Origin of the sequence: Glaciimonas immobilis (assembly GCF_011947285.1) — a bacterium.
In the GTDB taxonomy this organism is placed as follows: Bacteria; Pseudomonadota; Gammaproteobacteria; order Burkholderiales; family Burkholderiaceae_D; genus Glaciimonas; species Glaciimonas immobilis.
Genome location: NZ_JAAOZT010000007.1, coordinates 340044 through 355651, shown reverse-complemented (window position 1 = coordinate 355651; position 15608 = coordinate 340044). Strand labels below are relative to the sequence as shown.

The following is a 15608-nucleotide window of genomic DNA, read 5'->3' as shown; positions in this document are numbered from 1 at the left end:
GATAATTCTTATAAAAATATGGCAGAAAGATGTTCTGTAGCCACTATTATTTTCACAAGGCGAGTGCTGAAGGTATAATCGGGTCCCATAGTTTCAGCCGCACAGGTCGGGCTGCATAGACGAATACCGCGCCGGTTCAGAATTCTTCAGATGCCTTAACAATCTTTAAATGAGGGCAGAAAACGCGCAAATCAATTACCGTTATCGCCATTCACCCCTCGTGCCTGAAATACAAACCTAAATGTACATCGTCAACTTGCTTCTCCCCGATTTCACCCTCATACTTTTAGGCGTCATTTTGCGGCGCATGACCGATTGGGGTGATGCGTTCTGGACCGGTGCAGAAAAGCTAGTCTATTACCTGCTATTTCCCGCGTTGCTGTTTTATTCCACAGCACGGACGCCGCTGCATTTTGAGACCACGGGCAAAATGTTGCTGGTCGGGTTGACGTCCCTCGGTGCCGCTATTTTGCTGACCTGGATCGGCAAGCCATTTTTAAAAGCAACGCCGATGGATTACGAGTCCGGAATGCAAACTGGCTATCGCTTCAACTCCTATATGGCGTTGGCGCTGGCATCGCGCATGGCGGGCGAGGAAGGCACCGGTTGGATGGCGTTGTTGATCGGTTTTGGCGTACCATTGTGCAATTTGGCTGCGGTCCATGCGCTGGTGCATAAAAATGGTGGCTTGTTAAAAGAACTGGCCAGAAATCCATTGCTGATTGCGACGGCATGCGGACTGTTATATAGCTTGTCTGGCCTTCCGCTGCCGGAGGTCGCGGGAGCAGTATTGTCGCGGCTCGGTAATGCTGCGCTGGCAATCGGCTTGCTCCTGGTCGGGGCGGGATTGCGCCTTGCGGGCGTACATCAGGCTAAGTTAATGACGGGATTTTTTCTTGCTGTGAAATTGTTGGCGTTACCGGCGGTCGCTTTGGTGTTAGGACGCTGGGTGGGTCTGGGTGATCGCCAGTTGCAAATTGTCGTGTTGTTCTGCGGCCTGCCAACGGCCTCCAGTGCATATATTCTGGCGGCCCGTCTCGGCGGAAATGGTCCGCTGGTGGCATTCTTGATTTCTGTGGGTACGGTGCTGTCGATGCTGACGTTGCCATTGTGGTTGTGGCTATCGCATTAAATGACATGTTGTTGCAACGCCCACAAAACGTGCTCACGAATTAACGCGGAAGGGTTGTCCGCACGCGCTTGCAACGCCGCAATAATCTCGGCTGAACCAGCACCGGCGGCGGCCGTATTACCCAATCCCACCGCGATATTTCGCAGCCATCGCTCGTATCCGATCCGGCGTATCGGACTACCTTGCAGCCGTAGATTGAATTGGTCTTCGGTCCAGCCGAATAATTCTACCAAGGTGGCCTGATCCAGTCCGTTACGTACATCAAAGTCATCCAGCGCGGAAGGTTGGGCAAACTTGTTCCACGGACAAAATAACTGACAATCATCGCAACCGTAGACGCGATTGCCAATTAATGGTCGGAATTCTAGCGGAATACTGCCTTTTAACTCTATGGTCAAATAAGAAATACATCGTCGTGCATCCAGCGTATAGGGTGCAATGATAGCCTTGGTCGGACAAACGTCTATACACGCGCTGCATTGACCACAATGCCCGCTTATCGGGGCGTCAACAGGCAGTGGCAAATCGGTCAACATTTCGCCCAGAAAAAACAGCGAACCTGCCTCTCGATTGAGTAATAAGGTGTGCTTTCCCCGCCACCCAAGTCCGGCTTTTTGTGCCAACGCCACCTCCATCACTGGAGCCGAGTCGGTGAACACACGATAACCAAAGGGGCCGATTTCAGCCACGATGCGATCCGCCAGTTGCTGCAAGCGCCCGCGCAGCACCTTGTGATAATCGCGTCCGCGTGCATACAACGAGACTGTCGCGGTGGAGGCTGCATCTGAACTAAGCCGATTTTTCTCGCGCTGGCGCCAGGCTGCGTCGCTGTCTTGTGGCAAGTAATTCATACGTACGCTGATGGTCCGAATAACGCCGGGCACTAAATCGGCAGGTCGGGCGCGCTTCAAACCGTGGGCTGCCATATAATCCATCTCACCGTGATAACCATGGGCAAGCCAGGCCTCAAACCCGGCTTCTTGTTGCGCCAGATCGACATCTGTAATCCGCACGTCGGCAAACCCAAGCTCCCGCCCCCACGCCTTAATGGTGAACGCAAGCGTAGCGAGCGCAGTCTCGGCAGTAGGGTTACTATCTGTTTCAATTAAATGCGGTTGAGACATGGAAACATCAATTCATCAATGACAGAGGACTATTTTACGAGATGCAAGACATTACGCTCCATCTACATGACGAAGCTGGCACGATGGCCCTTGGTGCTGCATTATCGCGGGCGTTGGCACCGGGCCTGACGATATATTTACACGGCGATCTTGGCGCAGGCAAAACGGCGCTGACGCGGGCCTTACTGCATGCAGCAGGATATGCCGGTCACGTCAAAAGTCCAACCTACACGCTGGTGGAACCTTATACCGTCAATATTAATCAAAAACCGGTAGAAGTGATGCATTTTGACCTCTATCGGATGGGATGTGCGGAAGAATTTCTGGAGGCCGGATTCCGCGAGCATTTTAACGAAACCAATATATGCATCGTCGAATGGCCTGAAAAGGCAGAAAAGGTTTTGCCGATACCTGACATTAACGTGATCCTGAGTGTTTCAGGTGATGGTCGTGATGTAAAATTGTGCGGCGTATCAGAAAAAGGTCATCAATGTCTCGCTCGATTGAAATTTGCACCAAACTTATAAAATCCAAACGTCGTCGTACTCTGCTCAAAGCAGGCGGAACGCTCCTTATTTCAATTATCGCACCGTTGGCTTCGCCATCCGCGCGCGCTGCACAAATTCTTGCGGTCCGGGTCTGGCCAGCAGACGACTATACCCGCGTGACGCTAGAGAATGATGCCGAACTAAAAGTCACCCATTTTCTGGTACAAAATCCTGCCCGCATGGTGGTCGACATCGAGGGTATTGAGTTGAACCCAGCCCTAAAAGAGCTGGTCGCCAAAATTCAATCGAACGATCCTTATATCAAACAGGTACGGGTGGGTCAAAACCGCCCTAACGTGGTCCGTTTGGTATTTGATCTGAAAGATCAGGTGAACCCGCAAGTGTTTACGCTCGATCCTATCGGTAACTACAAATACCGTCTGGTGTTCGATCTGTATCCGCTGGTGCCGCCCGATCCGATTGCGATCATGATCCAAAAAGGCGAATGGCCAACGGCTGAGCCGGGCGAAATCGTGCCACCCGTCGCAGTGACCAAGCCGACCCCGCTGCGACCGCCGGACCCGCCGCTGGCACGCCTGGAACCTAAGCCGGATAGACGCGCTGACAACAAGGCAGATAATAAAGCTGACAAACAGCCGACCATGACGCGGATGATTACCATCGCCCTTGATCCCGGTCACGGCGGCGAAGATCCGGGGGCCACCGGGCGCGGCGGCAATCGAGAAAAAGACGTCGTGCTTTCTATCGCCAAACGCCTCAAAGGTAAAATCGAACAGCAACCAAACATGCGCGTCATGCTCACTCGCGACGCCGATTTTTTCGTCCCGCTAGGCATGCGCGTACAAAAAGCGCGCAAGGTACAGGCTGATTTGTTCGTCTCGATCCATGCCGATGCTTTTGTGACGCCGACCGCGCGTGGCTCGTCGGTATTTGCGCTATCCGAAAAAGGCGCCAGCTCGACGGCTGCGCGTTGGATGGCGAACAAAGAAAATGCGGCCGATTTGATCGGTGGCGTTAATATCAAGGGTCATGATCGTCAACTTGCCAGCGTGCTGCTCGACCTGTCGACCACCGCACAAATCAACGACAGCATGAAGCTTGCCAGCGCCGTCCTCAATGAAATCGGCGGCATCAACAAACTACACAAGGGTGCCGTGGAACAGGCCGGTTTTGCAGTGCTAAAAGCGCCTGACATTCCCAGTATTTTGATCGAAACGGCCTTCATCTCCAATCCTGAAGAGGAGGCCAAACTGACCGATAATGCCTATCAGGACAAAATGGCCGATGCGATCCTGGCTGGGATCAAAAAATATTTCTCGCACAATCCACCGTTATCGAAGAATCCGTTGACCTGATGGCGGCATGGATTTATGACATCGACGCTTGATATTGACGCTGCTATTGATATCGATGCTTGATATTGACGCTGGATAGTGACGCTTAGTCGATACTTGATACCGATTTTGCATTAAAACTAAAAAGGGTATGGCGCAATCTTATGCGCCATACCCTTTTTAATTACAGTAATTTTTTACTATTTCGCCTGCAGACCGCCCGCAGTTTACAAGCCACTGAGGCGGGCGTTAAGCCTTCTGCCCTCTGAGCTTGCGATATAGTTTCCATATAGCACCCAGCGCCACCGGGATGACCGCAGCGCCAACCCCAAGTAAAACGATGGTGTTCAGGTGATCACGGATAATCGGCATATTTCCAAAGAAATAACCTGCCGATACCAAACCGATTACCCACAACAACGCGCCAGCGATATTAAAAAACTGAAACTTGGAAAAAGTCATCTTCGATACCCCGGCGACAAAAGGCGCAAAGGTCCGTACGATCGGTATAAAACGCGACAAAATGATGGTTTTACCACCGTGATGCTCATAGAAAGCATGCGTTCTTTGGAGCGCCTTTTGATCCAGCCAACGATAATCGTGGGAGTATACTTTCTCCCCTATCTTGCTACCTATCCAATAGTTTAAAGTATTGCCCGTCGTCGCTGCCAGGATCAACAATCCCATCAACGCCCATATATTCATTTCACCCATTGCGCAAAACGCACCGCCAATGAACAGCAATGTATCCCCGGGCAAGAACGGAAATACGACTAATCCGGTCTCACAAAAAACAATTAAAAATAGCACCATGTAGATTAAGGTACCGTATTCTTTAATCAAGAATCCTAAGGATTTGTCGACGTGCAGTATCACGTCAAAGAATTGCATAAAGTCCATAATTCTCCTAATGGTTGCGCGAAATAATACACTACCCCGTGCACAGAAAAAGCCAATAATGATAAAAAAGGTAGTCCTGACAGTAGGTAAACCACTATTGCTGAAGGAAACATCAAAAATCGCTCATTGCAGGGGGATTAATTCAACGACTAAAAATATCAGGACTGTCCAAAATAATCCCGATATCGGCTTGCCTTACCAACAAAGGCAGCATGCCAGTACCGGGCCACGGGGACCGTGAGGAAGGCGTAACGTCGCTGCGGCGATTTTGCATACGTTCGGTATAATCATCAAATGAATGCTCCAATACCTTCTTTCCGCGCTATTTTGCCCCTGCCAGATAATCTGATTTCGCAAATTGCTGCGGGGGAGGTGGTCGAGCGGCCCTCCGCCGTTGTTAAAGAATTATTGGAAAATGCACTGGATGCCGGTGCTAACCAGATCACCGTCCGCCTTGAACAAGGTGGCATAAAGCGCATCTCGATCACAGATAATGGCCGTGGAATCGCGCCGGAGCAGTTACCACTGGCGTTAGCCCGACACGCCACCTCCAAAATCACTTCATTGTATGATCTTGAGAACGTCGCGACGCTCGGTTTCAGAGGCGAGGCGCTGGCGTCGATTGCATCAGTCTCACAAATGACGTTCACCTCGCGCACCGCTGAAGCCCCGCACGCGTCCGAAATCGATGGCAGCACGCTGGTCGTCACGCCATCATCCGGCGCGCAAGGTAGCACGGTCAATGTGCAGGATTTGTATTTTAATACGCCCGCCCGACGCAAGTTTTTGAAGTCTGACCAGACCGAATACGGCCATTGCGCCGAGGTGGTCCGTCGCATTGCATTATCACGCCCGGATGTCGCCTTCTCCTTGACCCATAACGGTAAAACCGTCGATCACTGGATGGTCACCGAGAGCGCCAAACGCAGCGCCAGCATACTTGGGACAGAATTTGCCGAAGCCCGGTTAGCACTGGACGAAAGCGCCGGACCATTGCGACTGCACGGTTTTGTGGGCCTGCCTACCGCCTCCAAAGCACGCGGCGATGCGCAATATTTTTATGTCAATGGGCGCTTTGTCCGCGACAAAGTGCTTATGCATGCGGTACGCGCGGCGTATCAGGACGTGCTGCACGGCGACCGCTTTCCATCATATGTGCTGGCGCTGGATCTAGACCCGGCGCTGGTGGATGTGAACGTCCATCCGTCCAAAATTGAAGTCCGTTTTCGCGATAGCCGATCTATTCATCAATTTATTTATCACGCAGTTAATCGCGCGTTAGCGCTCACTTCTGCAACATCATTTGGCACGACGCCAGCGCCTTTGCCCGCGCCCAGCGGCGCTATGCCGTGGATGCGAGGATCGGCGGAACACCTGCAGGCTATTTTGCAGCCGCAAGCTGCTCAGCAACCCCAACATCAAACTGCCTTCGGCGCGCAATTCAGGGGCAATACTTATCCTGGCGTAGCGCAGTCGGCCTCCAACTATGGCGCGTTGTTTGCCGACTCGCATGCTAACTCTCCCTCAAGCTCTCCAGCAAACTCGCCCTCCCACAGCCCCGGTTTCGGAATGCCAACGGCGCAGCAGGCGAGTTCTAACGATGAGTTTCCACTCGGGTTCGCGCTGGCGCAATTGCATGGCATCTACATCCTCGCGCAAAATACCAAAGGTCTCGTGCTGGTCGACATGCACGCCGCGCACGAACGGATTTTATACGAGCAGTTAAAAGATGCCCTCGATGAGAACGCGATGCAAGTGCAGCCGTTACTCATCCCCGTGACATTCTATGCAGACGGCGTAGAAGTCGGCACCGCCGAAGAAAATCAAGAAATCCTCCAATCGTTAGGCTTCGACATCGCCGCGATGTCGCCGACCACGCTAGCCGTGCGCGCGGTTCCTGCGCTACTAAAGAATGCCGACGCCCAAACGCTAGCCCGAGATGTCCTGCGCGATGTACGTGAATTCGGCGGATCGCGGGTATTGGTAGAACGCCGCAACGAGTTGCTAGGCACCCTCGCCTGTCACACAGCCGTGCGTGCCAATCGCCATTTGACCGTGCCAGAAATGAACGCGCTATTGCGCCAGATGGAAGCGACCGACCGCGCCGACCAATGCAACCATGGGCGCCCGACGTGGAGCCAGCTTGCCATGTCCGATCTGAATAAACTTTTTTTGCGTGGGCAATAGGTGACCGACCAATAAGCGGATAGTGAGAGGAGCCGCGGCGTCGGCATATAGCGCACCCACCGATGCAGGGCACGCAATTTTGCCTCGAAAGCCAAGCCCCTACTTCAAGCCGTGCGTGAGATGATGAACCCTTCGCCTTCCAGCCGCCAGGCATGGCCTTAAACTGAAGCCTTAAACTGAACAATGACGCAAGTCGACGACACACAACGCATGAATCAAGATTCAAAAAAACGACCATTAGTAATCGCCATCATGGGACCCACCGCCTCCGGAAAAACCGCCGCGGCGCTGGAAATTGTACGGCATATTCCTTCTGAAATCATCTCCGTTGATTCTGCACTGGTCTATCGCGGCATGGATATAGGCACGGCCAAACCCACCGCCGCCGAACGCGACGCAGCGCCACATCATTTGATCGACATCATAGAGCCGACGCAATCGTATTCGGCCATGCAGTTCTGTACCGACACGCTCGCGTTGATCGGACAAATCCACGCCCGCGGCAAACTGGCGCTGATGGTCGGCGGCACCATGCTCTATTTCAAAGCGCTACGCGACGGTCTGGATACGCTACCGCAAGCCGACCCGGCATTGCGCGCCAGACTAGATGCTGAAGCCGCCATCATTGGCGTGCCCGGCATGCACGCCAAGCTAGCGCTACTAGACCCAATTACCGCAGAGCGCCTTAAACCCAACGACAGTCAACGCATCCAGCGCGCCCTCGAAATCATCGAACTAAGCGGCCAGACTATGTCTTCGCTGTTGACCAACCCAGCGCCGCCGCAACTACCGTTCGATGTATTACCAATCGCACTGGAACCATCTGACCGCAGCGTCCTGCATGGCCGCATCGCACAACGCTTTGATCTGATGCTGGAAAACAAAAACGGTGGCCTGATAGCCGAAGTAGAATCGCTCCGCGCCCGCGGCGACCTGCATCCGGGATTACCCTCAATGCGCTGCGTCGGCTATCGCCAGGCATGGGAATATCTCGACGGCCAATATGATTTCGAAGAAATGCGCGAAAAAGGTATCATCGCCACCCGTCAACTTGCCAAGCGACAACTTACCTGGTTACGCGCAATGCCGGACCGTATCGTCATCGATTGCATAGGCGATAGCGTTGCTAAAAAGGTATTGAATACTGTTATCGTGACTCGGAATGATAGAGAATAAAAAATTATCGACTTCAGCGCAAATAGGACCCCCAATACGCTTGACAAGAATCGCCACCATACATCATACTAGCGGGCTTCTTTGGTGATATAGCTCAGTTGGTTAGAGCACAGCACTCATAATGCTGGGGTCGGTGGTTCAAATCCACCTATCACCACCACGAACATGTTCTAGGTAGTACAGGAACGTACAGAGACCCGCTTCTAGCCCAGTGCTGATGCGGGTTTTTTGTTGTCTGAGCGCTTTTAACGTCTGTTGACTTCCACTATTTTTGGGGCACTCTAGGTGGCATGCCCCCAACAACCCAAATCGGATGTCCCCAAAATGCCTAAAACCGTTACGCCGCTCACTGATATGCAGGCTAAAAGCGCAAAATCTAAAGACAAGTCTTATAAGCTAGCGGACGGCGGCGATTCCTTTATTTCAAGGCGCTGATGTGACGCACACGGATTTTAAGGACCTGCACCAAGTCGAAGGCAACTGTGAACGTCCCGACTGATGTACTACAGGCAGACTCAAGAAAGGAGATGAAGAGAAAAACCGGCCTGCCGTATGGGTTCACCATTTCCAATACCGACGTTTGCCGTGCGAACGAGAACACAGGGAATCGTCGGTGTTTCAACCGGTAAAAGTACTGCGCAATTACTCCGTGTATGACAGTCACTCCTTGAAACAAAGCTGGCGCGCAACCGGCAATGCTTTGGAAGGCACATGCGCCCTACATAAAGACGCGGCGCTGATCCTGCAAAGTTGCCAGGCATTAACGTTTCTAGTTATGCCCATTGATCGCTTAAGTTCATTTCGGTTGTTATTCGTTTAAAAGTAAATAAATCAGCAAAATTACAATTAAGAAATTTTACTTTTAAACGCTATCTTTGCTGAGAGGAGTTATCCCCTCACGTTAAATTTATTCAGGATGCAATATTGTCCACGTATGACGTGCGATCTGCTCGTCTTCCTCCGACGCCAGAACCAGCACCGCGCAGCGTGATGCTGGATCGTGGATCGTATTTTGAAGCGTATTTTGAAGCGCATCGGAGATCGGCTTGTTTGCTGACCGGTTCCGCGCCTGATCGAGCGTGACGCCAATCCACGACAAACCAAGACAGATTTCTGCCCTTGATTCCCAATCGTTTTCTCCGATACCGCCGGTGAATACAATCAGGTCAACGCCATCAAGCGCAGCGATCATTGCTGCCACCTGTTTGCGCACGGCATAGCAAAACATTTGAACGGCCAGACGCGCGTCGGCGTTCACGGATGCGGCCTCACGCAGACGGCGCATGTCACTACCGATACCCGACACTCCCAGCAAACCAGAACGATGATCGACCATCTCTTCAAGCGCAGCAACATCGAACTTCTTCTCTCGCATCAGATAAATCAGGACGCCGGGATCAAGATCGCCGCTACGGGTGCCCATCATCACGCCACCGGTAGGTGTCAGTCCCATGCTGGTATCGATCGATTTACCGTCTCTGACGGCGGTGACGCTGGCACCATTGCCAAGATGGGCGATCACCAGACGTTTGGGCAGATTATGCGCAAGTTGGTGCACTAGTTGATGCACGATCGACTCGCACGACAGGCCGTGAAATCCGTAGCGTTGAATGCCTTCTGCTTGCAACTCCCTGGGGACGGGAAGAACCCGCGCCACTTCCGCTAGCTCAGCATGAAAAGTGGTATCAAAGCACGCCACCTGCGGAATTCCGGGAAAATGTTCTTGTGCGAACTGAATGACCGACAGTGCTGAGGGAATATGTAATGGCGCGAAAGACACGGCTGCCGCAAGTTGCCGCACGACCCAATCGTCAATGACGCAATGTTGACGGAGACGCGCTCCGCCATGCACGATGCGATGTCCGACCGCAGACGGCACCGGCAGGTCGGACTCGGCGAGCAGCTTTGCAATACGTACAAAGGCTTCGCGTTGACTAGCGAACCAGACTGTTTCGGAGATCAGCTTATTTTGCCGCGAATCACGGGCGCAAAATGTTCCTTTTTCATCACCAATCGCGTCCGCCTCCCCCGAAAGCATCACCTCCGCTTGCAATGGGCCGACGCGATACAACCCGAATTTGAGCGAGGACGAACCGCTATTCAAGGCGAGCACATGATAATCAGGTTCCGGTTCAGGCTCAAGTTCAAGTTCCGCGTTGCGTGAGTCAGGGGAAGCCATCGTACTCATAATTCCCACCGCCAGTCGCGGACTTCCGGCATGTCATCGCCGTGCTCTCCGATATAGCGTTTGTGCCGCTCAATGGTGTTCCGGTAACGCGCCCTCGCCGTCTCCACTTCATGGTTAAGCCGGGGAATTCGTTCGATAGCGTCCAGCGCGAGCTGATAGCGATCGAGATTATTCAGCACAACCATGTCGAAGGGAGTGGTGGTGGTGCCCTCCTCCTTGTAGCCGCGCACGTGAATATTGTGATGATTGTGCCGTCGGTAGGTCAGCTTATGAATCATCGTGGGATAACCGTGAAAGGCGAAGATTACAGGCTTATCTATTGTAAACAACGCATCAAAATCATGATCTTCCAGTCCATGAGGATGTTCGGACACAGGCTGCAATACCATCAAATCCACCACGTTGACGACCCGGATACGAATATCAGGGACGTACGTGCGTAACACGCTTACAGCCGCAAGCGTCTCCAAAGTGGGCACATCACCGGCACAAGCCATGACCACATCTGGATCGCCGCTCTCGTTGCTGGCCCAGTGCCAAATACCGGCACCTGCAGCGCAATGTCGGACGGCTGCATCCATATCAAGCCATTGCCACTCCGGTTGTTTTCCGGCGACGATCACGTTGATGTAGTGACGACTGCGTAAGCAATGATCGGCAACCGACAGCAGGCAGTTTGCGTCGGGCGGCAAATAGATGCGCACGATGTCGGATTTTTTATTGGCGACATGGTCGATAAAGCCGGGGTCCTGATGCGAGAAGCCATTATGATCTTGCCGCCAGACATGCGACGTGAGCAGATAATTCAATGATGCAATCGGCTTGCGCCATGGAATACCCTTGCTGACTTTTAACCATTTTGCATGTTGATTGAGCATTGAGTCGATGATGTGGATAAAAGCTTCGTAGCATGAGAATAAACCGTGGCGCCCGGTTAGAAGGTAACCTTCTAACCAGCCCTCGCATAGATGTTCGCTCAACACTTCCATGACGCGACCATCAACACTAAGATCAACATCGAGCGCTTCAATATCGGCCATCCATTCCTTGCCGGACACTTCGAAGACTGCCTCTAACCGGTTCGATGCAGTCTCATCCGGGCCAAAGAGCCGGAAATTTTTCTTGTCGAGGTTGTGCTTCATTACGTCTCGCAGAAAGCTCCCGAGGACGCGCGTGGCTTCCGCCTTTACGCTGCCCGGTTGCAGCATTTCCAGGGCGTAATCATGGAAGTGCGGCATCGTCAGAGGTTCTAATAACTCGCCGCCATTAGCGTGCGGATTGGAACCCATACGGCGATGACCGGTCGGCGCGAGTGCGGCCAACTCTCCACGAAATTGACCCTGTTCGTCGAACAACTCATGCACGTTATAGCTTTTCATCCACTCTTCAAGCTGCCGCAGGTGCTCTGGATTTTTGAAGTCCGCTATCGGTACCTGATGTGCGCGCCAAGTGCCTTCGACCGCCTTGCCGTCGACGACTTTCGGGCCAGTCCAGCCTTTGGGTGTGCGCAAGACAATCATGGGCCAGCGTGGTCGTTTTTGAGTTTCGGCAGGTCCGAGAGAGCAAGCCACATCCTGAATCTGGCGAATTTTGGCCAGAACCGTATCCAGCGTGCCAGCCAGCGATTGATGCATGAGCGCCGGATCGTCGCCTTCAACAAAATGCGGCTCGTAACCGTAACCCCGCATCAGGTCCGTTAGCTCCTGACGACTGATCCGGGCCAGCACCGTTGGATTGGCGATCTTGAAACCGTTCAGGTGAAGAATCGGCAGCACAACGCCATCGCGTGCGGGATTCAAAAATTTATTAGAGTGCCAACTAGCCGCAAGCGCCCCGGTTTCTGCCTCGCCGTCGCCAATAATGCAGGCCACGATCAGGTCTGGATTATCAAAGGCAGCCCCATAGGCGTGGACCAGTGAGTAGCCTAATTCCCCGCCTTCATGAATGGAGCCGGGCGTTTCTGGTGATACGTGGCTGGGAATTCCAGAAGGCCATGAGAACTGACGAAATAGCTTTTGTAGCCCGTTTCGGTTACGTTCAATGGCGGGATAACGCTCCGTATACGATCCTTCCAGGTAGGTCTGCGCCACTATTCCCGGACCGCCGTGACCCGGACCGATCACATACATCATGTTCAGATCGTTTTCATTGATCAGGCGATTAAGATGGACATACAGAAAGTTTAATCCCGGTGTGGTGCCCCAATGCCCTAACAAACGAGGCTTGATATGTTCCAGTCTGAGCGGAGAGTCAAGCAACGGATTATCTTGCAAATAGATCTGGCCGACGGAGAGGTAATTTGCCGCACGCCAATAAGCATGCATTTTTTGAAGCAGATCGGGTGACAAAGAGTTGGGCATCAGGAGCCTCCATGATGGTTTGTCGTATGCGCGCCGTGTACTGGGTCGATAAGGATAGTTTATTTGTCTGAGGAGGATACGGTCGACACTTCCATGCTTCACAGCAAAGCGTAACGCGTTAAAAATTGTTTTATGGAACGATAGTTAGCGTAACGAAGCCCGGCCGTTCCAGGCATTTACCTGAAGTTATGATATACCTGCTTTGACAGCTGCAACATCAATCTCACTAACTGCAGACCATACTTATCGACAAACAGCACCTCTTTTTGATCCGTAAGAACAAAAATTGCGTGATGGAAAAGCGCGATAAGTGCCCTCGGGTTCATTTCGTCAATCTGAACTGTCAGCAGGTTCCGGCGTCGAAACCAATGTCGACAACCCTTACGGAGTCCATCATGAAACATTTGACGATTTTGCTCATGCTAACAACCTTGCTCGGCGGCTGTGTTGCAGGGCCTTATGAAGACGGCGGTCACGGCAGTTACGGTGGTGGAATTTATGGGGGCGGCGATGGGCCAGGCCACCGCGACCGCGATAGCGGCGGGGGAGACCATCACGGCGACAGGGACCGCGACCGGGACCGCGACCGCAGCGCGGGCGAACACCATGGCGACCGTGACAGCGGTGCAGGTGAGCGCCATGATCATCGCGGCGGCGACGGACAAGGCGGTAGCCACGAGGGTAATCAAGGCGGTGGCAATAGCGGCAATCAAGGCGGTGGATATGGAAGCGGCTTCCAGCGCTAGTTTTGTTACGAACATCAATGTCCTGAAATAAGCGCATCTAAAATTAGGCAACAATGAGGGGCGAGTGACAATCCACCGGCATCAACGGGTAGCTTTCCCCTCAACGCTAGCGGCTACTTCTTCGATTTTTGGAACGAGGATCTCAGTTCTGCAGCCCGCCGATTTTCTGGTTATCCACATTACCTGCAAGCAACCTCTGCTTAATGCAATTGCTGGATTTAGTCCGTAGTCATCGCAATGGTTTTTATGTGCCGGACGTGCTTTCGCCACATGACCTGAGCGCCCTTTACATCGCATTTCCGATAGGGGCGCTCAGCCCACACCCTTAAGACGTGATACAGACAGTACTTAACTTTGCGGGATCGGACGAAATATACATAGTCATTCCCTGATCCCTTATAAACAGGCTTTGCATCAGAAAAGCAGGCGCATAGATATAGGTATTTGACTTCAATTTCTAAATACGTGTCATGCACGTATTTACGTATTTACTTTCTCCGCCTAACTCAGTATTATTGCTCCATGGAGACAATTTTCTGTTGCAATTTTCGGTAGTCTCAAAACGGATATGACTTTTAATGTCGGCTTTCATGCCGCTGTTATTACACAAAGAGAAAACAACGGTTTTATTTGAGCGCCCTTGACGAGCGAGACTTCTCTGCAATGAAGTCGCCGCATTAGAGAAACTGAAAGGGGATCACATCGTTAATGCGTCTCAATGCGCTAAGGCGCCCATAACAAAACGAACACTAGCGGGACTAGAAAAATTGTGATCGTCGTCTCTCATTTCTATAGAGGACTATCACTAATGAAGGAGTTAAATATGAAAGCACGTGTACCAGCAGAGGTTTCCCCTCCCGGAGAATTTCTCAAGGATGAATTGGAAGCGCGCGACTGGACCCAAGTCGAATTTTCTGAAATTATCGGCCGTGACAGCCGGCTGATCAATGAAGTAATAAACGGTAAGCGTTCGATCACCGCCGAAACCGCATTAATTTTTAGCGAAGCGCTTGGCACTAGTCCAGAACTGTGGATGAACTTGGAAAGCCAGTACCAACTATCGAAAGTACGCACAAGGGAAAGTAGTATCTCAAAAAAAGCAGGTTTACACTCTAAGTTTCCCGTTAGGGAAATGATCAAACGAGGATGGGTTGGCGCCGCCGTCACGACCGAAATACTAGAAATGCAATTATTTGATTTTTTTGGTATAAAGGGAATAGACGAAGCGCCAGTTTTACATTATGCGGCGAAAAAGCAATCTTACATTAATGCACCAATTTCTCAATTGACGTGGCTTTTTCGGGTTAAAAAAATAGCGGAAACTATGGTGGCAAAGCCTTACTCAGAAGTATCTTTGCGCAACGCGTTACCGACATTGTCCGCGTTACTTTTATCTCCTGAAGGAACGCGGCAAGTACCTAAAATTTTGGCAGATGCGGGGGTTAGATTTCTGGTCGTAGAGCATCTTCCTGGATCAAAAATCGATGGTGCCTGTCTTTGGTTGGACGCGAAATCTCCTGTTATTGGGTTAACCATGCGGCGGGACAAGATTGATAATTTCTGGTTTGTGTTGCGACACGAAATCGAACATATTCTCAATCGTGACGGACAAAAACATGCGTGTATCGATGTTGAACTAGATGCCACCGCGGCTGAGGGATTACCCGCTGAGGAGTTGCTCGCAAACGAGGCCGCGGCGGAGTTTTGTTTGCCTCAGAAGGACTTGCGAAGTTTCATTGCGCGCGTTCAACCATTTTTTTCCGAAGAAAGAGTGACCCTGTTTGCAAGGAAGTTAAATATTCATGTCGGAATCGTAGTCGGACAGCTACAACGCCAACTTAAACGTTACGACTTGTTGGTGAAACACCAAGCCAAAGTGCGACATATTGTGTGCGCAGCCGCTGTGACTGATGGCTTTGGTTTTTCTTATCCTATTGAGAGTTAAGGAAATT

12 protein-coding genes and 1 tRNA gene are annotated in these 15608 nt (G+C 51.9%); 9 read left to right on the top strand and 4 right to left on the bottom strand.

Translation table 11 applies throughout. The features are described from left to right. The first annotated feature begins 241 nt into the window (after positions 1–241). On the top strand, positions 242–1132 hold the full coding sequence (locus HAV38_RS13430; RefSeq protein ID WP_168055887.1) for an AEC family transporter: 891 nt from the start codon (positions 242–244) through the stop codon (positions 1130–1132). Here the strand turns inward: HAV38_RS13430 and queG are convergent. After that, complete coding sequence (queG, locus tag HAV38_RS13425; RefSeq protein WP_168055886.1) at positions 1129–2256, bottom strand: tRNA epoxyqueuosine(34) reductase QueG; 1128 nt, start codon at positions 2254–2256, stop codon at positions 1129–1131. The two genes, HAV38_RS13430 and queG, sit on opposite strands and share 4 nt — an antisense overlap. A gap of 41 nt (positions 2257–2297) precedes the next feature. On the opposite strand from queG, the gene tsaE reads away from it, so the two are divergent. Next, positions 2298–2783: a tRNA (adenosine(37)-N6)-threonylcarbamoyltransferase complex ATPase subunit type 1 TsaE gene (gene tsaE, locus HAV38_RS13420; RefSeq protein ID WP_168055885.1), complete on the top strand. Its 486-nt coding sequence runs from the start codon at positions 2298–2300 to the stop codon at positions 2781–2783. Then, positions 2747–4120: an N-acetylmuramoyl-L-alanine amidase gene (locus HAV38_RS13415; RefSeq protein ID WP_168055884.1), complete on the top strand. Its 1374-nt coding sequence runs from the start codon at positions 2747–2749 to the stop codon at positions 4118–4120. The genes tsaE and HAV38_RS13415 overlap by 37 nt, the downstream gene beginning before the upstream one ends. Positions 4121–4348: 228 nt before the next feature. Here the strand turns inward: HAV38_RS13415 and HAV38_RS13410 are convergent, their stop codons facing one another. After that, positions 4349–4999 (bottom strand): VTT domain-containing protein, encoded by a 651-nt coding sequence (locus HAV38_RS13410; RefSeq protein ID WP_168055883.1) that lies wholly within the window; start codon positions 4997–4999, stop codon positions 4349–4351. Between the two features lie 294 nt (positions 5000–5293). Between HAV38_RS13410 and mutL the strand changes: the two genes are divergently transcribed. The 4 genes from mutL to HAV38_RS22295 all read left to right on the top strand — a co-directional run bounded on the left by mutL (position 5294) and on the right by HAV38_RS22295 (position 9182). Beyond that, positions 5294–7186, top strand: a complete 1893-nt coding sequence (gene mutL / locus HAV38_RS13405) for a DNA mismatch repair endonuclease MutL (protein WP_168055882.1) — start codon at positions 5294–5296, stop codon at positions 7184–7186. A gap of 183 nt (positions 7187–7369) precedes the next feature. Next, positions 7370–8362 (top strand): tRNA (adenosine(37)-N6)-dimethylallyltransferase MiaA, encoded by a 993-nt coding sequence (miaA, locus tag HAV38_RS13400; RefSeq protein WP_245182353.1) that lies wholly within the window; start codon positions 7370–7372, stop codon positions 8360–8362. An 83-nt stretch (positions 8363–8445) separates the two neighbouring features. Then, positions 8446–8522 (top strand) — tRNA-Met (locus HAV38_RS13395). A 453-nt stretch (positions 8523–8975) separates the two neighbouring features. Then, a complete protein-coding gene (locus HAV38_RS22295) occupies positions 8976–9182 on the top strand; it encodes a DUF927 domain-containing protein (RefSeq protein ID WP_168055880.1) in 207 nt (68 codons plus the stop codon). A gap of 87 nt (positions 9183–9269) precedes the next feature. Here the strand turns inward: HAV38_RS22295 and HAV38_RS13385 are convergent, their stop codons facing one another. Together HAV38_RS13385 and HAV38_RS13380 are read right to left on the bottom strand one after the other, a co-directional pair. Continuing rightward, entirely contained in the window at positions 9270–10541 is a 1272-nt protein-coding gene (locus HAV38_RS13385; RefSeq protein WP_168055879.1) for an acetate/propionate family kinase, read from the bottom strand. A 5-nt stretch (positions 10542–10546) separates the two neighbouring features. Further along, complete coding sequence (locus HAV38_RS13380; RefSeq protein WP_168055878.1) at positions 10547–12910, bottom strand: phosphoketolase family protein; 2364 nt, start codon at positions 12908–12910, stop codon at positions 10547–10549. Between the two features lie 459 nt (positions 12911–13369). Between HAV38_RS13380 and HAV38_RS13375 the strand changes: the two genes are divergently transcribed. Then, positions 13370–13687, top strand: coding sequence for a hypothetical protein (locus HAV38_RS13375; protein WP_168055877.1), 318 nt, complete (start codon positions 13370–13372; stop codon positions 13685–13687). A 792-nt stretch (positions 13688–14479) separates the two neighbouring features. Beyond that, positions 14480–15601 carry a HigA family addiction module antitoxin gene (locus HAV38_RS13370; RefSeq protein WP_168055876.1) on the top strand — a complete coding sequence of 374 codons (1122 nt, stop codon included), beginning with the start codon at positions 14480–14482 and terminating at the stop codon, positions 15599–15601. The last annotated feature ends 7 nt before the right edge of the window (positions 15602–15608 follow it).

Excerpts from the sequence above, each read along its gene's own strand:
- HAV38_RS13375 (WP_168055877.1), top strand. The coding sequence starts at position 13,370 with ATGAAGACGGCGGTCACGGCAGTTACGGTGGTGGAATTTATGGGGGCG.
- HAV38_RS13430 (WP_168055887.1), top strand. The coding sequence starts at position 242 with ATGTACATCGTCAACTTGCTTCTCCCCGATTTCACCCTCATACTTTTA.
- HAV38_RS13385 (WP_168055879.1), bottom strand. The coding sequence starts at position 10,541 with ATGGCTTCCCCTGACTCACGCAACGCGGAACTTGAACTTGAGCCTGAA.
- tsaE (WP_168055885.1), top strand. The coding sequence starts at position 2,298 with ATGCAAGACATTACGCTCCATCTACATGACGAAGCTGGCACGATGGCC.
- miaA (WP_245182353.1), top strand. The coding sequence starts at position 7,370 with ATGACGCAAGTCGACGACACACAACGCATGAATCAAGATTCAAAAAAA.
- HAV38_RS13410 (WP_168055883.1), bottom strand. The coding sequence starts at position 4,999 with ATGGACTTTATGCAATTCTTTGACGTGATACTGCACGTCGACAAATCC.
- mutL (WP_168055882.1), top strand. The coding sequence starts at position 5,294 with ATGAATGCTCCAATACCTTCTTTCCGCGCTATTTTGCCCCTGCCAGAT.
- queG (WP_168055886.1), bottom strand. The coding sequence starts at position 2,256 with ATGTCTCAACCGCATTTAATTGAAACAGATAGTAACCCTACTGCCGAG.
- HAV38_RS13370 (WP_168055876.1), top strand. The coding sequence starts at position 14,480 with ATGAAAGCACGTGTACCAGCAGAGGTTTCCCCTCCCGGAGAATTTCTC.
- HAV38_RS13415 (WP_168055884.1), top strand. The coding sequence starts at position 2,747 with ATGTCTCGCTCGATTGAAATTTGCACCAAACTTATAAAATCCAAACGT.
- HAV38_RS13380 (WP_168055878.1), bottom strand. The coding sequence starts at position 12,910 with ATGCCCAACTCTTTGTCACCCGATCTGCTTCAAAAAATGCATGCTTAT.